This is a genomic window from Micrococcus antarcticus, assembly GCF_044872765.1.
Classification (GTDB): domain Bacteria; phylum Actinomycetota; class Actinomycetes; order Actinomycetales; family Micrococcaceae; genus Micrococcus.
In genome coordinates, this window is sequence record NZ_CP085253.1 from 2,386,192 (window position 1) to 2,404,498 (window position 18,307).

At 73.5% G+C, this 18,307-nt stretch carries 14 protein-coding genes; 5 read left to right on the forward strand and 9 right to left on the reverse strand.

The annotated features are described in order from the left end of the window. The first annotated feature begins 141 nt into the window (after positions 1-141). Positions 142-1,176, forward strand: a complete 1,035-nt coding sequence (locus tag LG274_RS11120) for a MauE/DoxX family redox-associated membrane protein (RefSeq protein ID WP_404464470.1) — start codon at positions 142-144, stop codon at positions 1,174-1,176. Further along, positions 1,173-4,832, forward strand: coding sequence for a transcription-repair coupling factor (gene mfd, locus LG274_RS11125; protein WP_298714232.1), 3,660 nt, complete (start codon positions 1,173-1,175; stop codon positions 4,830-4,832). The genes LG274_RS11120 and mfd overlap by 4 nt, the downstream gene beginning before the upstream one ends. A 40-nt stretch (positions 4,833-4,872) precedes the next feature. On the opposite strand, the gene LG274_RS11130 is transcribed toward mfd, so the two are convergent. Together LG274_RS11130 and LG274_RS11135 are read right to left on the reverse strand one after the other, a co-directional pair. After that, the gene (locus LG274_RS11130) at positions 4,873-5,232 is read right to left on the reverse strand and encodes a PqqD family protein (RefSeq protein ID WP_404464474.1); all 360 of its coding nucleotides are present in this window, start codon (positions 5,230-5,232) and stop codon (positions 4,873-4,875) included. Next, the gene (locus LG274_RS11135) at positions 5,222-6,109 is read right to left on the reverse strand and encodes a nucleotidyltransferase family protein (RefSeq protein WP_404464477.1); all 888 of its coding nucleotides are present in this window, start codon (positions 6,107-6,109) and stop codon (positions 5,222-5,224) included. The genes LG274_RS11130 and LG274_RS11135 overlap by 11 nt, the downstream gene beginning before the upstream one ends. 228 nt (positions 6,110-6,337) lie before the next feature. Here LG274_RS11135 and LG274_RS11140 point away from each other — a divergent pair, with 228 nt between their 5' ends. Next, on the forward strand, positions 6,338-6,892 hold the full coding sequence (locus LG274_RS11140) for a hypothetical protein (protein WP_248115490.1): 555 nt from the start codon (positions 6,338-6,340) through the stop codon (positions 6,890-6,892). A 151-nt stretch (positions 6,893-7,043) separates the two neighbouring features. On the opposite strand, the gene LG274_RS11145 is transcribed toward LG274_RS11140, so the two are convergent. After that, entirely contained in the window at positions 7,044-8,504 is a 1,461-nt protein-coding gene (locus LG274_RS11145; protein WP_404464479.1) for a polysaccharide biosynthesis tyrosine autokinase, read from the reverse strand. 136 nt (positions 8,505-8,640) lie between these two features. Between LG274_RS11145 and LG274_RS11150 the strand changes: the two genes are divergently transcribed. Further along, positions 8,641-9,942 (forward strand): O-antigen ligase family protein, encoded by a 1,302-nt coding sequence (locus LG274_RS11150; RefSeq protein WP_404464481.1) that lies wholly within the window; start codon positions 8,641-8,643, stop codon positions 9,940-9,942. Positions 9,943-10,018: 76 nt separating this feature from the next. Here LG274_RS11150 and LG274_RS11155 read toward each other — a convergent pair whose 3' ends face one another. The 5 genes from LG274_RS11155 to LG274_RS11175 all read right to left on the reverse strand — a co-directional run bounded on the left by LG274_RS11155 (position 10,019) and on the right by LG274_RS11175 (position 14,739). Next, the gene (locus LG274_RS11155) at positions 10,019-10,699 is read right to left on the reverse strand and encodes a low molecular weight phosphatase family protein (RefSeq protein WP_404464483.1); all 681 of its coding nucleotides are present in this window, start codon (positions 10,697-10,699) and stop codon (positions 10,019-10,021) included. Positions 10,700-10,831: 132 nt separating this feature from the next. Then, positions 10,832-11,161 (reverse strand): hypothetical protein, encoded by a 330-nt coding sequence (locus LG274_RS11160; protein ID WP_248115494.1) that lies wholly within the window; start codon positions 11,159-11,161, stop codon positions 10,832-10,834. Between the two features lie 49 nt (positions 11,162-11,210). Then, positions 11,211-11,912, reverse strand: coding sequence for a deoxyribose-phosphate aldolase (gene deoC, locus LG274_RS11165; protein ID WP_298714244.1), 702 nt, complete (start codon positions 11,910-11,912; stop codon positions 11,211-11,213). 215 nt (positions 11,913-12,127) lie between these two features. Further along, positions 12,128-13,831: a phospho-sugar mutase gene (locus LG274_RS11170; RefSeq protein ID WP_404464486.1), complete on the reverse strand. Its 1,704-nt coding sequence runs from the start codon at positions 13,829-13,831 to the stop codon at positions 12,128-12,130. Continuing rightward, positions 13,831-14,739: a purine-nucleoside phosphorylase gene (locus tag LG274_RS11175; RefSeq protein WP_404464488.1), complete on the reverse strand. Its 909-nt coding sequence runs from the start codon at positions 14,737-14,739 to the stop codon at positions 13,831-13,833. Before LG274_RS11175 ends, LG274_RS11170 begins: the two co-directional genes overlap by 1 nt. Before the next feature lie 70 nt (positions 14,740-14,809). Here LG274_RS11175 and LG274_RS11180 point away from each other — a divergent pair, with 70 nt between their 5' ends. Next, positions 14,810-16,246 (forward strand): NAD(P)H-quinone dehydrogenase, encoded by a 1,437-nt coding sequence (locus LG274_RS11180; protein WP_404464490.1) that lies wholly within the window; start codon positions 14,810-14,812, stop codon positions 16,244-16,246. A 322-nt stretch (positions 16,247-16,568) separates the two neighbouring features. On the opposite strand, the gene LG274_RS11185 is transcribed toward LG274_RS11180, so the two are convergent. Further along, positions 16,569-18,047: an MFS transporter gene (locus LG274_RS11185; RefSeq protein ID WP_404464492.1), complete on the reverse strand. Its 1,479-nt coding sequence runs from the start codon at positions 18,045-18,047 to the stop codon at positions 16,569-16,571. Positions 18,048-18,307: the final 260 nt, after the last annotated feature.

Consider the following 18,307-nt stretch of genomic DNA (forward strand, 5'->3'; position numbering starts at 1 on the left):
AGGGCGGCGTGCGTCGACGCCTCAGCCTATATGCTGGCAGTCGCGTTCCGGGCGGTGCGAGGCACGCTCATCGGCGCCTCCGGGGCCCGCGGACGCCCGTTCCGCACACGCTCTCCCCCTCCTCGAAGAAGGTGCGCCCGAATGCCGGCACTGTGGGCCCTGGCCGTGATCATGCTCTGCAGCGGGGTGGCCACGCTGCGCTCCCGGGAGGACGTGGGGGAGACCTTCCGGCGCCTCAAGGTGCCGCGTCCCTTCGACGCCCCCGCGCTCGCCCGCGCCTTCCCGTACCTGGAGCTCCTCCTGGCCGTGGGGCTCGTGCAGCCCTTCACCGTGCTGCGCCCGTTCGTGGGCGTGGCCGCCGTCGCGCTGTTCGTGGTGTTCCTCCTCCTGGTGCTGCGCGCCAAGGGCGACGGCGTCTCGTGCGGCTGCTTCGGCGAGGCCTCGGCCGCGCCGATCTCCGGGACCACCGTGGCCCGCAACATCCTCTTCCTCGCGCTCGCCGTCATGGCCCTGGCGGAGGGCGTGCTCACCCTCGTGCGGCTCGGCGGCACCGTGAACTGGCTCCCGCTGGACGCCTTCGGCCCCGCCGCGTGGGCCTGGGCCCTCGTCGTGGTCCTGCTGCTCGCCGCCGCCGCGCTCCTGGTGGGCCGCGAGTCCGTGCCCCCGGCCGATGACGGCGCGCACCCGGACCGTGCCCACCCGGACGACGCCGACCTCGACGACCCGCCGCGCCTGCCCTTCGGCGACGCCGTCGTGATCCAGGACGGCCATTACGTGGGCCTGCACCAGATCGTCTCCCAGCACGCGGTGGTGGCGCTGCGCCTCTCCACGGGCTGCGGATCGTGCTCCTCCGTGATCGCCCGCCTGCCCGAGTTCCAGGGCGCCCTCGGCCCCGTGCAGCTGCGCGTGCTCATGCCCCAGCACTCTCCCGAGGCCCTGACCCCCGCGAGCCTCGGCGCCATCCCCCCGGAGCTCGTCCTCGGGGACCCGGGCGGCATGGCCGCCTCCGCCGTCGGCCTGACCCGCTTCCCCATGGCCGTGCTGCTGGGCACGGACCGCCTCACCGCGGGCGGCCCCGTGGGCGGGGCGCAGGACGTGCTCGACTTCCTCGAGGAGATCCGGGACATCATGACCACCGAGCTGCCCGCCGTCGACGCCGCCGAGGCCACCGCGTGAGCGCGGCCGCCCCCGTCCTCGCCGGACTCCTGCCGCTGCTGGGCGGCGAGCGAGCGTTCGAGGCCGCCGTCGCCTCCGCCGCCCGCCCCCTGGACGCGCGCGGCACGGAGCTGGAGATCGGCCTGCCCGACGGCGCCCGCGCCCCGCTCTTCGCCCTCCTCGCCGACGCGCTGGGCACGGCTCACGCCGCCGACGCGGCCGTGCTGGTGGTCACCGCCACCACGCGCGAGGCCGAGGACCTCATGGCCGACCTCGCCGCGTGGATGCCCGCGGGCTCCGCCGCCCTGTTCCCCTCGTGGGAGACCCTGCCGCACGAGCGGCTCTCCCCGCGCTCGGACACCGTGGGCGCCCGGCTGGCCGTCCTGCGCCGCCTGGCCCACCCGGAGGCGGAGGGGCAGCCGCCGCTGCGCGTCGTCGTCGCCCCCGTGCGCGCCGTGCTCCAGCCGCTCGTGGCCGGCCTCGGGGACCTGGCCCCCGTGAGCCTGCGCGTGGGGCAGGAGGCGGACTTCGAGGAGACCGTGGCCGCGCTCGCGGACGCCGCCTACGCCCGCGTGGACATGGTGTCCCGGCGCGGGGAGTTCGCGGTGCGCGGCGGGCTGATCGACGTGTTCCCGCCGACGGCGGACCACCCGCTGCGCGTGGAGTTCTTCGGGGACGAGGTGGAGCAGATGCGCTTCTTCTCCGTGGCCGACCAGCGCTCCCTCCAGGACACGTCCGGCGACGGCACCGGCCACCCCACCGAGCTGCACGCCCCGCCGTGCCGCGAGCTGCTGATCACGGACCACGTGCGCGCCAAGGCCCGCGAGCTGCAGGTGCGCCTGCCGGGGGCGGCGGACATGCTCGAGCGGATCGCCGAGGGCGTGGCCGTGGAGGGCATGGAGTCCCTCTCCCCGCTGCTGGCCGAGGCCATGACCTCCGTGCCGGCCCAGCTGCCGGAGGGCTCGCTCACCGTGCTCGTGGAGCCCGAGCGCATCCGCGGACGTGCGGACGACCTGCTGGCCACCAATGAGGAGTTCCTCCACGCCGCGTGGGCCGGCGCCGCCCAGGGCGCGGCCGCTCCCGTGGACCTGGCCGAGCTCGACCAGTCCGCCGCCGGCGGCTTCCTCTCCGTGGCCGAGCTGCGCGAGGAGTCGCTGACCCGGCGCCAGGGGTTCTGGTCCACCACCGCCCTCTCCTCGGACGAGGAGCTCCTGCCGGACGCCGCCACCCTGCGCTCCTCACTCGGCGTGCCGAAGACCTTCGCGGGGGACATGGCCGCCATGGTGGCCCACACGCGCACGCGCCTCGCCGAGGGCTGGCATGCCGTGCTGCTCACGGACGGCCCGGGCTCGGCCCGCCGAGTCGCCGAGCTGCACGCCGACGCCGGGCTCACCGCGTCGGTGGTGACCGGTCCCGTGCCCGCCGTGCCCGTGGCGGGCCAGGTCACGGTGGCCGCGGCCGCCGTCGGGACGGGCTTCACGGTGCCCGAGGCCAAGCTGGCCCTGATCACCGAGCAGGACCTGTTCGGCCGCCACCGCACGCAGGGCACGCGCGCCGCGGGCGCGCCGCTGGCCCGCAAGCGGCGCAACGCCGTGGACCCGCTGACCCTGCAGCCCGGCGACCACGTGGTGCACTCCCAGCACGGGATCGCCCGCTTCGTGGAGCTGCAGCGCCGCAAGGTGACCGGCGGGCCGCGCACCGCGCCGGGGGCCGAGGAGTCCTACCGCGAGTACCTGGTGCTGGAGTACGCCTCCTCCAAGCGGGGTGCTCCGGGGGACCGGCTGTTCGTGCCCACGGACCAGCTGGACCTCATCACCGCCTACGTGGGCGGCGAGGCGCCGGCGCTGTCCAAGATGGGCGGCTCGGACTGGGCGCAGACGAAGTCCAAGGCCAAGCGGGCCACCAAGGAGATCGCGGGCGAGCTGATCCGCCTCTACTCGGCGCGCATGGCCTCACGCGGGCACGCCTTCGGCCCGGACACCCCGTGGCAGGGCGAGCTGGAGGAGGCGTTCCCGTTCATCGAGACGCCGGACCAGCTGACCACCATCGAGGAGGTCAAGAAGGACATGGAGGCCGAGGTGCCCATGGACCGCCTGGTCTCCGGCGACGTCGGCTTCGGCAAGACCGAGGTGGCCGTGCGCGCCGCGTTCAAGGCGGTGCAGGACGGCAAGCAGGTGGCCGTGCTGGTGCCCACCACGCTGCTGGCCCGCCAGCACCACGAGACGTTCACGGACCGCTTCGCCGGCTTCCCCGTGCAGGTGGCCGCGCTCTCCCGCTTCCAGACCGCCAAGGAGTCCAAGGAGGTGCTCGCCGGGCTGGCCTCCGGTGAGGTGGACGTGGTGATCGGCACGCACCGCCTGCTCTCGGACCAGGTGCAGTTCAAGGACCTGGGCCTCGTGATCGTGGACGAGGAGCAGCGCTTCGGCGTGGAGCACAAGGAGGCGCTCAAGAAGATGCGCACCAATGTGGACGTGCTCGCCATGTCCGCCACGCCCATCCCGCGCACCCTCGAGATGTCCCTGACGGGCATCCGCGAGACCTCCACGCTGGCCACCGCCCCGGAGGAGCGGCACCCCGTGCTCACCTCCGTGGGCCCGTACACGGACCAGCAGGTCACCGCGGCCATCCGCCGCGAGCTCATGCGCGAGGGCCAGGTGTTCTACGTGCACAACCGCGTCACCACGATCGACAAGGTGGCCAAGCGGATCGCGGACCTCGTGCCGGAGGCGCGGATCGCCGTCGCCCACGGCAAGATGACCGAGTCCCGCCTCGAGCAGATCATGGTGGACTTCTGGGAGCGGAAGTTCGACGTGCTCGTCTCCACGACGATCATCGAGACCGGCCTGGACATCGCCAACGCCAACACCCTGATCGTGGAGGACGCGCACCGCTACGGCCTGAGCCAGCTGCACCAGCTGCGCGGCCGTGTGGGCCGCGGGCGCGAGCGCGCCTACGCCTACTTCCTCTACGACCCGCAGAAGCCCCTCGGCGAGGTGGCCCTCGAGCGGCTCAAGGCCGTGGCCCTGCACAACGAGCTCGGCGCCGGCATGCAGCTGGCCATGAAGGACCTCGAGATCCGCGGCGCCGGCAACCTACTGGGGGGCGAGCAGTCCGGGCACATCGCCGGCGTGGGGTTCGACCTCTACCTGCGCATGGTGGGCGAGGCCGTGGCCGACTTCAAGGGCGAGGAGGACACCGCGCCCGCCGAGGTGAAGGTGGAGCTGCCCGTCAACGCGCACCTGCCGCACGACTACGTGCCGGGGGAGCGGCTGCGCCTCGAGATGTACCGGGCGCTGGCCAAGGCCAACGACGACGCCGCGATCGACGCCGTGGTGGAGGAGATGAAGGACCGCTACGGCGAGCCGCCGGAGCCCGCCCAGGCCCTCGTGGCGGTGGCGCGGTTCCGCAACCGGGCGCGCGCCGCCGGCGTCACCGAGGTGATGCTGCTGGGCCAGAACGTGAAGTTCGGCCCCGCCGCGGACCTGCCCGAGTCCCGCCGGCTGCGCCTGGCCCGCATGTACAAGGGCGCCCAGGTGAAGCCAGGGATCAACGCCGTGCTCATCCCACGGCCCAAGACCAAGCCGGTCATGGGCCAGGACCTCGTGGACGCCCCGCTCCTGGAGTGGGCGGACCAGGTGGTCAGCGCGGTGTTCGCGCCGGAGGGCGCCGCGGGCTGAGGCGCGGCCGGACGGGGCGGCTGCGGGCTCAGCCCCGGGCTCAGGCCCGGGCGACCACGCCGTGCTGCTCGAGCAGGGCGAGGAAGGCGGAGACGTCCGCGGCGATCGACTCGGGGGCCATGCCGGCGGCGCGGGCGACCTCGGCCACGAGGTCCTCCTCCGTCCACGGGGTGAGCGGGGGAGCGGCGATGTCCTCCGCCGGGGTGCGGCCCTCGACGAGGACCTCCCACACGAGCGAACCCGTGGCGCTGAGGCGCAGCGGGATGCCCGCGGCCATGCCCATCACGACGGCGTCGTCGTCCGCCGTGCGCGTCCACGCGGTGTCTGGGTCCACGCGCCACGTGGCGGGGGCGGCGGCGGCGGTCGCGGTGTCAGCGGGTCGGAGCTGCTCAGCGGCCACGGGACACGGCCTTCTCTCGGATCCATCCGGCCAGGGCGCCAGCGCGGTGGGCCTGCTCGCGGAGGATGTCCGCGCGCGTCGGCGGGCGACCGAGCCGCATCTGGAGGTGGGGCCGGTTCACGGGGAGGGTGTGCAGCACGAGCGCGGCCCGCTCGCGGGTGGACTCGGCCGCGCGCCAGCGCGTGGTGAACAGCTGCATGCCGCTCTCCTGGGAACGGAGCGCGGTGAAGAGGGTGAGGTCGTGCTCGTCCATGCCGGCGGCGTCCTCGTCCGTGGCCACGTGCCACGCGGCCGTCGCACCGAGGACCTCGGCCTGCTCGCGCACCTCCGTCCATTCGGGATCACTGAGGGTCTCGCGGAGGTGGGCGACGTCGGCGGCGCCGCGGTAGGGGTCCCGCGCACCGTGCACCAGCACGATGAGGCGCTGGTGGCGCAGGCTCGGGACGGGCACGGCCCTGCCGGCGATGACGCGCGTGCGGTGTTCGGCCCAGAGCTGTTCGAACGTCCGCTCGTCCGAGGATCCCAGCCCGGGGAAGAGCCGGTGGACGTCCACGTAGCCGAGGTGGTCGTGCCACAGGGTGGCGGCGTGCTCGAAGATCGAGCCCTCCGAGAACGCGGCGACCGTGTTCCAGCCCTGGCCCGTCAGCAGGTCCAGGACGTGCTCCGCCTCCGACGGGTGGACCAGGAGGTCCACGTCCGAGCTGGAGCGAGCCTCGCGGTAGACGCCGAGATCCATGGCGTAGCCCTTCACGTGAAGCCCGCGGACCCCGTTCTGCTCGAGGATGTGCGCGATGCGCGCGTGCGCCAGGTGGACGCGCGCGCGAAGCTCGAGGGGCGGCACGGCATCGACCTGGGAGGAAGAGGAGACGCCGGTCATAGATCTCAGACTAGTGGAGCGAGTGGGGAGCGGTGGTGCCCGAATGTTGCCGATTCGTTACCGTGTTTTCCACCTGGTCGCTAGTGGCATCCGTGGTATGCGTCTAGACTCCTGAATGGAGCTCCACAGCTGAAACACATGTATCGGCGGTGCAGGGCTCTCTACGGCTGGACCTCCTCGACGGCGTTCCGGCCCTCTAGACCTCGACCCGACCTGAGTGAGCTCCACATGAACACCCCCTCTTCCATCTCCCGCCGCAAGGTGACCACTGGCATCGCCTGGTCCGTCCCCGCCGTGGCCGCGGTTGCCGCGGCCCCCTTCGCTGCCGCGTCGCCGGTCATCTGCCCCGAGGTCTCGGGTGTCGGCGGCGCCATCAAGTTCCCGGGCAACAGCAAGATCAAAGGCATCAAGCAGGCCTACGGCTTCGACGTCACCCTCACCAACGACACCTCCGAGACCATCGTGATCTCCGGCGGTTCCGCCTACATCGAGTTCACGAAGTTCGGCAACAAGTCCGGTGCCCCCCTGCTCTACACCGCCGATCCGTGCAAGGGTGGCGTGCCGATCGAGTCCGGCAGCGACTTGCTGACGCTCGAGCCCGGTGAGAAGCTTCCGTTGTTCTTCGTCGTGAACGACACCGGCAACTCCGCGAACGACTCCGGTTGCATCTACGCCACCTTCAACGTCTCTCTCGTCGGTGGCCAGCCGGTCGACACCGATCACTGCGAGGTCATCGTCGTTCCCAAGGTGTGCTTCAACGACACCCCGCCGCAGGGCTGCTGATTCCAGCACTCTCGATGGAGGGCCCCGCCACCCGGCGGGGCCCTCTCGCGTCGCCCCACGGATGGGCAGTGCGCGCTGGACTGGGGCGCAGACGGCGGCGCCGGTTCCCCTCGATGGGGAACCGGCGCCACCCACAAGGCCCAGGTCCAAGTCAGCCGACGGCGTGCGATCCCGCCGCGGGAGCCTCCGGATGCGGGGGAGTCGGCTGGGCGGACGCATCGCGTGCCACCCGGGCGGCCCGGCGGCCTGAGCGGGCGAGCCGGGACTGACGCGGCGCCTGGTAGTACGAGTCGTACGAGTCACCATGCGCGGAGTAGCCACCGCCGTAGTAGTCGGCGCCGACGCCGGAGGTGGGCGTGCCGTTGAGCACCACGCCGAGCACGCGGGCGTTCACCCCGCCCAGCATGTCCCTGGCCACCTGGAGGTGGTCCTTGCGCGTCTTGCCGTGGCGGACCACCAGCACCGTGCCGTCCACGGCGGCGGCCAGCAGGGTGGAGTCGGTCACGGGGAGCACCGGCGGGGCGTCCACGAGAACCATGTGCGTCTCGGCCAGCGCCGCAAGGAGCTGGCGCATGCGCTCCGAGCCGAGCTGCTCGGAGGGGTTCGGGGGCGTGCGACCGGCCGGCAGGAGCAGGAGGCCGTCGTCGCCCACGGGATGCAGCACGTCCTGGAGCTCCACGTCCCCGTTGAGGACCTCGGAGAGGCCCACGCGGCCCTCCACGCCGAACTGGCTGGCCTGGCGGGGGCGGCGCAGGTCGGCGTCGATGAGGATGACCGGCTGGCCGGCCGCGGCGATGGCCAGGGCCAGGTTGCCGACGACGGTGGACTTGCCCTCACGGGGGTTCGAGCTGGTGAAGGCGATGGTGCGCGGCGGGTCGTCCACCGCGGCGAAGCGCAGGTTGGTGCGCAGCTGGCGGATGGTCTCGGCCGCGCGGGGAGAGGGCTCCATGATGCGGGAGGTGCGCTCGGCCTTCAAGGTCTTGTCCTGCGGGATTGCGCCCAGCAGGCCGGCGCCCGCGCCCACCTGAGCGTCCGTGGTGGTGCGCACGTTCACGTCCAGCATCCGGCGCAGGAAGGCGATCGCCAGGCCGATGAGCCCACCGATGGCCAGCCCGTACAGGATGTTGCGGAGATGGTTGGGGCTGGAAGGCACGGTGGGTGCGAGGGCGTCCTCCAAGGCCGTGACCTCCACGTTGGAGGTCGGATCCAGGTTGTTGGCCACCTCGGCCGTCGCCACGAGGGCCGTGTTGGCCAGGTTGGCCGCGTTCGTGGCGTCCGGTGCCGTCGCGGACACGGTGATCAGGTTCGAGCCGGCCACCACCTCGGCGCTGAGGCGGGCCCCCCGCGTGTCCAGGCCCTCGGTCTGCGCGATGCGATCGCGCACCGTGCGGCTGTTGATGAGCGGGATGTAGGACTGCGCCCGGGTCTGGGCCGTCTCCGTGCCGGAGATGCTGGCCTCGCCCTGCACGGTGACGAACCCCGTGGAGGTGGCGGTGTACAGCGTGGGCTGAAGGAGGGAGTACACGAGCCCGGCGAGGGCGCCCACGGTGAGGCACACCAGGAGCACCAGACGGTTCGCGCGCAGGACCTTGAAGAAGTCGAGGATGTTCATGGTGCCCCTGATCGGAGGGATGACGGCTCAGCTCACTCTAACAAGGAGCACAGGTGGGCCACCTCCGCCACTAGGCTGGGCCGTGCGGCGCGGGCCGCCGGCTCGCGAGGGCAGGGCACGGACGAGGAGGGCACGGATGGCGGTGCAGCACCACAGCGCGGGGCCGCTGGAGACGGACCCCCGCCTCGCGGCGGTCTACGCGGCCCGGGCTGAGCAGGCCCGGCGCACTGCGCGGGGCACGTCGGCGTGGACCAGGGAGGACGACGAGCACGCGCTCGAGCGGGTCCCGCTGCGGATCCCCGAGCTGCTCCTGGGTGCACTGCTGGCCATGGAGGTGTTCGCCATCCCCGTGGGTGGCACGAGCGTTCCCCTCAGCGAGCTCGCCATGATGCTGCTCCTGCTGCTCGCCCTGTGCCGCCGAGCCACTCGGGACGCCTCCGACCTGGGCGTCGCCGCCCTCGCCGCGGGTGCGGTGGCCCTCTTCCTCGCGGTCGTCTCGGTGTCCGTCGGCATCGAGGATCTCGCGTGGATGCGCCGCCTCGTGCGCATCAGTGCCCTGGCCGCCCTGGTGGGGTGCTTCGCCGCGCGGCGCCTGGACCTGCGCTCGGTGCTGTGGGGCCTTCTGGCGGCGATGGCCGTCAACGTCCCGCTGTTCTATGCGGGCGTGGTGCCCGCACCGTACGGCAGCTACCTCACCGGCTTCCTGGGGGACAAGAACGTGGCCGGCCTCTACTACGCGGCCATGCCGGTGCTGGCGGTGGCCTTCGTCCGGTCCCCGCAGCGCCGCGTGATGGTGCTGGCGGCTGCCGCGCCGTGCGTCTTCCTCACGGGTTCGCGCACCTCGATGGCGGGGTTTGCGTGCGCGGTGCTCTGGATGTGGCTCACCCCGCGTCTGGGGCCGGTCTTCCGAATCCTGATCCTGGCCGCCATGGGCTGGGCCGTGACCTTCGCCGAGGAGAACCTCGCCCAGCTGAGCGTCTTCGGCGACCGCACCGGCACGGACCAACTGCGCTCCTGGATCCAGGACGCCACGGCGGTGAAGGCGGCGGAGACCCCGTGGTTCGGCCGGGGCCTGACCGAGGCCTACGTGACCATCGACGATGCCACGTGGCACTACCACAACTCCTACGCGGGTCTCTTCACCGAGGGCGGCTACGTGCTGGTGATCGCCGTGCTCGCGGCCTACCTGTACTTCGGCCTGCGGGTCTTCACCACGCGCCTCCGCACGCCCTCCCGCGTGGCGGTGGAGGCCGCCACCGCGGTCATCTTCGTCACCGCCGCCCAGCTCGGCGAGGTCTTCCTGACCATCCCGGGCATGCTCATCCTGGCCACCGGTGCGAGCCTGGCGCTGCAGGAGAAGGACGCGCCGCTCGAGACCGAGGTCACCGAGCGGCAACGGGCGAAGGTGCTCCACGACGCCCGCGCCCGCTGGGGCTGACGGCGGCGGCGGCCGAGTGACGTCGGCCCGGCCTCAGCCCCGCTCGCCCCGCCTCGCCTGGCTCAGGGCGCCCGCCTCAGCTCTGCGTGCCCGCGCCCCCCACGGCGCGGGCCACGGCCTGCGCGATCGCCTCGAGCGTCGGGTCGAGTGCGTCCGCCATCGCCGCGTAGCCGGCCACCGGCCCGCGGAAGGGATCCGGGAGGTCCAGCGGCTCGCCCGTCAGGGCGTCCCGCCGCGCGGCCCAGGCCGTGGTCAGGGCAGGCAGGCCGCCCGCGTCCGGGAGGTCCGTCCCGGCGGCCAGTCGCCCCGCCTCCAGCAGCGTGTACGCCCGCCGCACGGCTCCCGGCTCCTCGCGCAGCACGGCGCCCAGGTGGGCCTCCGTGGCTGTCAGCACGAGGTCCTGCCCCGCCAGCACCCGCGCGGTCAGCTGCCGCGGCCGGTGGCTCAGGAGCGCGTCCATCACCCCGCTGCTCGGCGCCAGGTGAAGGATCTCGTCCGGCACGGCCAGCGCCTGGTTCGGCCCCGTGCCCGCACTCCTCACCTCGGCTCGGCCGCAGCCCAGCAGCTCGTCGAGCCGTGCCTGGAGCACGTGCTGCGCGTAGGCCGAGCGGCAGATGTTGCCCGTGCACACCGTCAGGATGCGCACGGGGGCGGCACCGGCCGCACCGGCCGCGTCGTCGTCGGAACGGTGCGCATCGCCGTCGGGCGTCGGCGCGCCGAAGGGGGAGCGGATGGGCGGTCGGGTGGTCCAGCTCATGGGGTGATCCTTTCGGGGCGAGCCTCAACGCGGCGAGGGGCGGGCGGATCAGACGCCGAAGGGCGTCCTCCGCGGCACTGCGGTGGACGCCCTTCGGCGGTGTGAGGCGGGGTGCCGCCCTCAGGGACGGGGTCAGTGACCGCGCGACGCGCCCGCCGCGGTCGAGCCGGCGGCGCCGTGCGTCGTGGTGGTGCCCACGGTGTGCGTGGCGACGGCCGGGGCGCCGTGGATGGACTGCGTGTGCAGGGTGTCGCCGCGGCCCAGGATGCCCTGCGGGATGAGGAAGGCGATCGTGGCCAGCGCGAGGGCGATCAGGCCCGCGAGCCACGCATTGTCCAGGCTCCAGAAGCCCATCGCGTACAGCGAGCCGAGGAACAGGCCGAAGGAGAGCAGGAAGAGGAGCACGGAGCTGCCGACGCCGCCCGCGTTCGAGTGGTCGATGGCCTTGCCGTTGCGGATCACGTCATAGCTCCTTCAGCTGCTGGTCTGTCCCCGGAGTCGCCCGGGGGGTTCAGTCGTCCCCCAGGATAGCAAGTGCGGAGCTCGCGCCGATGCGGGTGGCGCCCGCCGCGATCATGGTCAGCGCGTCGGCGCGCGAGCGCACCCCGCCGGACGCCTTCACGCCCATGTCCGGGCCCACGGTGCGTCGCATGAGCGCCACGTGCTCGGCGGTGGCGCCGGCCGTGGAGAAGCCCGTGGAGGTCTTGACGAAGTCCGCACCGGCCTCGGCGGCGGCCTCGCACGCGAGCACGATCTGCTCGTCGGTGAGCAGGGCGGTCTCCACGATCACCTTGAGGAGCGCGCCGCCCTCACCCGCGGGGCCCATGGCGTGCGCGGCGTCGGCCACGGCGCGGATGTCCTGCACCAGGCGCTCGCGGTCACCGGCGCGGGCGGCGGCGACGTCGATCACCATGTCCACCTCGTCCGCCCCGTCCTTGATGGCCTGCGTGGCCTCGAACGCCTTGGCCGCCGACGACGTGGCGCCCAGCGGGAAGCCGATGACGGTGCAGGTCAGCACGTCGGAGCCCTCGAGCGCGGCGTGCACGCGGGGCACCCACACCGGGTTCACGCAGACGCTCTTGACGCCGGCCTCGCGGGCCTCGGCGACGAGGCGGTCGATGTCCTCGGCGGACGTCTCAGGCTTGAGGGCGGTGGCGTCGATGTACTGGGCCAGCTCGGCGGTGGACAGCTGCGGGAGCGCGGTGTCGGTCATGCGGGCCAGCCTATCCGGGGCGCATGACCGACGCCCTCCGCGGAGGCAGGCAGACTCGCCGCTTCACTTTCTGGAAGCGGCGAGTCTGCCTGCCTTGGGGGCGTGAGGGTGCGGGGGTGCGGGGGTGCGGGGGCGTGAGGGTGCGGGCGCGTGAGGGCGCGGGGGCGCGGGAATGTGGGGGCGTGGGGGTGTCGGGGTGGAGGCGAGGGGCCTCCTCATCCCCCGACGAGCGCCGCCACCTGCGACCGCAGCCGCTCGAGCCGCTCAGCTGCCGCGTCCGGGTCCGCGTCCCGCGTGCCGAGGTAGCACTTGAGCTTGGGCTCCGTGCCGGAGGGGCGGATGAGCACGCGCGTGCCCGAGTCGGTGGCGAACAGCAGCGCGTCGGTGGGGGGCAGGCCCGCGCCGCCCTCGGCCAGGTCCCGGCTCACGGTCACCGGCTCGCCCGCGAGCTCGGCGGGGCCCCGCTCGCGCAGCGCGGCCATCGTCGCCCCGATGATCGACAGGTCCTGCACCCGCACGGACACCTGCGCGGCCGGCATCGCGCCGGTCACCGCGTCGACGGCGGCCAGCGCGTCGGCCAGCGTGCGCCCGGAGGCCGCGAGGTCGGCGGCCAGCTCGCACGCCAGCAGCGCGGCGGTGATGCCGTCCTTGTCCCGCACGAGGTCCGGGGCCACGCAGTAGCCGAGCGCCTCCTCGTAGCCGTAGCCGAGCTCGGGGGCGCGCGAGATCCACTTGAAGCCGGTGAGCGTCACGTGATGCGCCACCCCCTCGGCCTCGGCGAGGACGGCCAGCTGCGGAGCGGAGACCACGGAGTTCGCGGCGCTGCGACCCGTGGCCCGGAGCTGCGGCATGAGGTGGGCCCCCAGCAGGGTCCCGACGGCGTCGCCGGAGAGCATCCGCCAGGTCCGGGCGCCGGCGCCGTCGGTGATCCGCACGCCGAGGGCGAGGCGGTCCGCGTCCGGGTCGTTGGCGATCACGAGGTCCGCGTCCCGCTCCGCCGCGAGGGCGAGCGCGAGGTCCATGGCGCCCGGCTCCTCCGGATTGGGGAAGGCCACCGTGGGGAAGGCGGGGTCCGGCTGCGCCTGCTCCGGCACCATCTCGACGTCGGCGAAGCCCGCCTCGGCGAGCAGTCCGGGGAGCACGGCCCCGCCCACGCCGTGCATCGGCGTGTAGACCACGCGCAGGGCGCGGTGGGGGAAGCGGCCCGGGTCCAGCAGGCCGAGCGCGGCCTCCTGGTAGGCCTCGAGCAGCTCCGGCCCGGCCAGCTCCCAGCCGTCCGCGGCGAGGGCGATGTCCGCGGGCCAGGCCTCGTGGTCGATCAGGGCGGCGATCTGCGCGTCCGCCGGGGAGACCAGCTGGGCGCCGCGCCCGGCGGCGTCCGTCATGCGTCCGCCGAGGTACACCTTGTAGCCGTTGTCCGCGGGCGGGTTGTGGCTCGCGGTGACCATCACGCCGGCGTCGGCGTTGAGGTGGCGGACAGCGAAGGCGAGCACCGGCGTGGGCAGCGCCGAGGGCAGCAGGATCACCTGCGCGCCGGCCGCCGTGAGCACCGCCGCCGTGTCCTGCGCGAAGGCGGCCGAGCCGCGTCGCGCGTCGTAGCCCACCACCGCGAGCGGGGCCGGGGCGTCCGCCCCGAGCACCTGCCAGAGATGCGCGCCGAGCGCGGCCGCGGTGCGGCGCACCACGATCCTGTTCATGCGCGACTCGCCGGGGCCCTCCTCCGCGCGCAGCCCCGCCGTGCCGAACGTGAGCGGGCCGGAGAACCGGGAGGCCAGGGAGGCCCGGGCGGCGTCGGCCTCCGGACCGGTGCCCTCGGCGGCGTCCAGCTCGGCCCGCAGGATCTCCCGGTGCACGGGCTCCGGGTCCTCCACGGACCAGCGCTCGGCGAGGGCGACGACGCGGGGGTCCAGGGCGCTCATCAGATCCGCCCCACGATCTCGGCGAGCAGGCGCGAGATGCGCGGCCCGGCGGCACGGCCGGCCTCCACCACCTCGGCATGCGAGAGCGGCGTCTCGGAGATCCCGGCGCCCGGGTTGGTCACGAGCGAGATGCCAAACACCTCGAGGCCGGCGTGGCGGGCCGCGATGGCGTCGAGTGCCGTGGACATGCCCACGAGGTCCCCGCCGAGCGTGCGGGCCATGCGCACCTCCGCGGGCGTCTCGTACTGCGGGCCGGAGAACTGCACGTACACGCCCTCGGTGAGGGAGGGGTCCACCTCGCGGGCGATCGCGCGGATGCGCGGGGAGTAGAGGTCCGTGAGGTCCACGAACGTGGCGCCCACCAGAGGCGTGGCGCCCGTGAGGTTGATGTGGTCCGAGATCACCACGGGCGTGCCCGGGGCGATCGCCGGGTCCAGCCCGCCGCACCCGTTCGTCAGCACGACGACGGACGCGCCCGCCGCGGCCGCCGTGCGGACGGTGTGGGCCACGTCCTGCGCGCTGCGGGACTCGTAGAAGTGGGTGCGCGAGCCGAAGACCAGGGCGTGCGTGCCGTCCGGCAGGCGCACGGAGCGGATCACGGCGCTGTGGCCCGGCACCTGCGGGGCGTGGAAGCCCGGCACGTCGGCCAGCGGCACGGCCGCCACCTCCTCGCCCAGCAGCGCGCCCGTGCCGCCCCAGCCCGAGCCCAGCACGACGGCGATGCGGTGCTCCGGCACGCCCGTCGCCTCGGCGATGGCCGCGGCGGCCTGCCGGGCCTCGGCGAAGCCGGGGTGGTCGCCGACGAGCCGGGACTCGCCGGCGACCCCGGGGGCGCCGGCGAAGCCGGGGTGGGCGCCGGTCGTGGAGTCAGGTGCGGCCGGGGCGGGGGAGGAGGTCTGCTCGTTCACGCCGCCAGTCTAGGCGCGGGGCCCGGGGCCGGGCCCGGGTGCTGTGACTTTCCGGCCCACGGCGGACACAATGAGGACCGTGAGCGACGAGAACACGACCTTCATCCCCTCCCTGACCATCATCGGCGGCGGCCCCGGCGGCTACGAGGCGGCCATGGTGGCCGCCAAGCTCGGTGCCCGGGTCACCGTCATCGAGCGCCAGGGCATGGGGGGCTCCGCCGTCCTCACGGACGTGGTCCCGTCCAAGACCCTGATCGCCACGGCCGAGTCCATGCGCCGCGTGATGTCCGCCAAGGACCTCGGCGTGGACCTCGGCGGCGGCGAGCCCCGCGCGGACATGCTCGACGTGGACCGCCGCATCCTGGCCCTCGCCGGGGAGCAGTCCCGGGACATCGAGGCCGCCCTCACGGCGCTCGGCGTCCGCGTCATCCACGGCACGGCGCGCGTCGTCGGTCCCCACGAGGTGGAGGTGCGCCCCGAGGACGAGGCCGAGGGCGCCGACCGCGAGGTGATCACCTCGGATGCGATCCTCGTGGCCGTGGGCGCGAGCCCCCGCGAGCTGCCCACCGCCCTCCCGGACGGCGAGCGCATCTTCAACTGGAAGCAGCTGTACGCGCTGCAGGAGCTGCCCGAGCACCTCATCGTGGTGGGCTCGGGCGTGACCGGCGCCGAGTTCGCCTCCGCGTACGACCGCCTCGGCGCGGAGGTCACCCTGGTCTCCTCCCGTGACCGCGTGCTCCCCGGCGAGGACGCCGACGCCGCCGAGCTGCTCGAGCACGTGTTCCACGAGAACGGCCTGAACGTGGTGGGCCGCTCCCGCGCCGAGGCCGTCGAGCGCACGGAGACCGGCGTGCGCGTGCACCTCTCCGGCGAGGGCGCTGCGGACACCCCCGTGCTCGAGGGCTCGCACTGCCTCGTGGCCGTGGGCGGCGTCCCCAACACCGCGGGCCTGGGCCTGAAGGAGGTCGGCGTGGAGCTGACCGAGTCCGGCCACGTCAAGGTCGACGGAGTCTCCCGCACCACGGTGCCCAGCATCTACGCCGCGGGCGACTGCACCGGTGCGCTCGCCCTCGCCTCGGTGGCCGCCATGCAGGGGCGCATCGCCGTCGCGCACCTGCTGGGCGACGCCCTCAAGCCGCTGCGCCCGCACCTGCTGGCCTCCAACATCTTCACCTCCCCCGAGATCGCCACGGTGGGCGTCACCCAGGAGCAGGTGGACTCCGGCAAGTACCAGGCGGACGTGCTGCGCCTGGACTTCGCGACCAATCCCCGCGCCAAGATGCAGGGCGTGAAGGAGGGCTTCGTGAAGATCTTCGCCCGCCAGGGCTCGGGCACCGTGATCGGCGGCGTGGTGGTGGCCCCGCGGGCCTCCGACCTCATCTACCCGCTCGCGCTCGCCGTGACCCACAAGCTCCACGTGGACGACCTCGCGGACACCTTCACCGTGTACCCCTCCATGTCCGGTTCCATCGCGGAGGCGGCGCGCCGCCTGCACGTGCGCCTGTGAGCTGAGCGGTCCTCCACCTCCACCCCCACCCCCACCCCCACCCCCACCCAGAGTGGTCACAACACGCCGCGTCGCCTTTCCGCAGGCGGCGTGTCGTGACCACTCCGGGACGGGACGGGCCGGGACGGGACAGGTCGGGTCGGGCCGGGCCGGGACGGGCCGGGTCGGGCCGGGACGGGCCGGGACGGGACGGGACAGGTCGGGACAGGTCGGGACGGGTCGGGCCGGGCCGGGACAGGTCGGGCCTCCACCGACGACGGCGGCCGGTCACCTTCACGCTGGAAGGTGACCGGCCGCCGTCGTCTCCGGGAGGGGTCCTGGCTCACCGGGCCGCGCGGCGCTCCCGAGCGGAGGAGACGGTGTCCAGGTCCGCGTGCCGCGTCTCGGGGGAGAGGGCCAGGGCGACCATCGTGATCAGCGAGGCCGCGGCGAGGTAGTAGCCGACGTACGAGACGTCGAACTTCTGCACCAGCCAGGCCGCCACGAACGGCGTGAGGGCCGCGCCGAGGATCGAGGACACGTTGTACGCGATGCCCGAGCCCGTGTAGCGCGTGTTCGTGGGGAACAGCTCGGGCAGGACGGCGGACATGGGGCCGAAGGTCAGGCCCATGAGCGTCATGCCGACCGCGAGGAACGCGACCATGAGCGGGACGTTCACCTCGGCGCCGGTGCCCATCGTGGCCGGGGCCAGCCAGAGGCCGAAGCTCAGGCCGAACAGGATCATGAGGCCGGAGACGGTCAGGAGGGTGGGCTTGCGGCCGAAGCGGTCCGCCAGCCAGCCGGACACCGGGATGAACGCCGCGAAGAACGCGATGCCGATCAGCTGCAGCACGAGGAACTCGGAGTACGGGATCCCGAGCATGCCGTTCTCCCGCTTGCCGATCGCGTAGGAGAGGATCCACGTGGTCATGAGGTAGAAGAGCACGTACGTGGCGTACATGACGAAGGTGCCGAGGATCAGCTCCCACCAGTTGCGGCGGAAGACCTCGCCGACGGGGGCCTTGACGCGCTGGTCGTTGTCCAGGGCGCGCTGGAAGACCGGCGTCTCCTCGAGGCGGACGCGCACGTACATGCCCACGGCCACCATGGCGATCGAGAGCAGGAACGGCATGCGCCACACCCACGTGAGGAAGGCGCCGTCCATGTCCGGGTTGGTGGAGTCGTGGTCGAAGCCGAGCACGAGCAGCAGGTACAGGCCGTTGGCCAGGAAGAAGCCGATCGGGGCGCCGAGCTGCGGCCACATGGCCGCCTGCGCGCGCTTGCCCTCCTTCGCGTACTCGGTGGCCAGCAGGGCCGCGCCGGACCACTCGCCGCCCAGGCCGAGGCCCTGGGTGAAGCGCAGGATGGTGAGCATGGCCGGCGCCCACAGGCCCACCTGGTAGTACGTGGGCAGCAGGCCGATGAGGAACGTGGCGATGCCCATGGTCAGCAGGGAGCCGATGAGCGTGACCTTGCGGCCCATGCGGTCGCCGAAGTGGCCGAACAGCACCGAGCCGATCGGGCGGGCCACGAACGCCGCGCCGAAGGTGGCCATGGAGGCCAGGAGCGCGGCGCCGTCATCGCCCTTCGCGAAGAAGATCAGCGGGAACACCGAGACGGCGGCCGTGGCGTAGACGTAGAAGTCGTAGAACTCGATCGAGGTGCCGATGAGCGAGGCCACGACCACGCGCGAGCGGGGCACGGGCGTCTCGTCGGCGGCGGCTACCGCGGGGGCGACGGCGGCCGGGGCGCCGGCGCCGGCGGGGCCGGCGGGTGTGCCAGCAGACGCGGCGGGGCCCGAGGGCGGAGTGGAGTGGGACATGAGAGCTCCGAGGGACGGACGGTCACCGAGGGTCGGATGGCCCACGATGTGAGATGGAATGTCCGCCAGTATAGGAGTGGCGCGCTGACGTGCCCTCACGCTGGCTGCACCTGTCCACCATGCGGACGGCTCGGCCACTGGGAATCATGCGCCGACGACTGCGGACGCGACGGCGCCTCGGCCAGGGGTCCGGTCCGGCGCCTCGGCCAGGGGTCCGGCGCGGAGGGATGGACCGACGCGTCGCTGTGCCCGGCGACCAG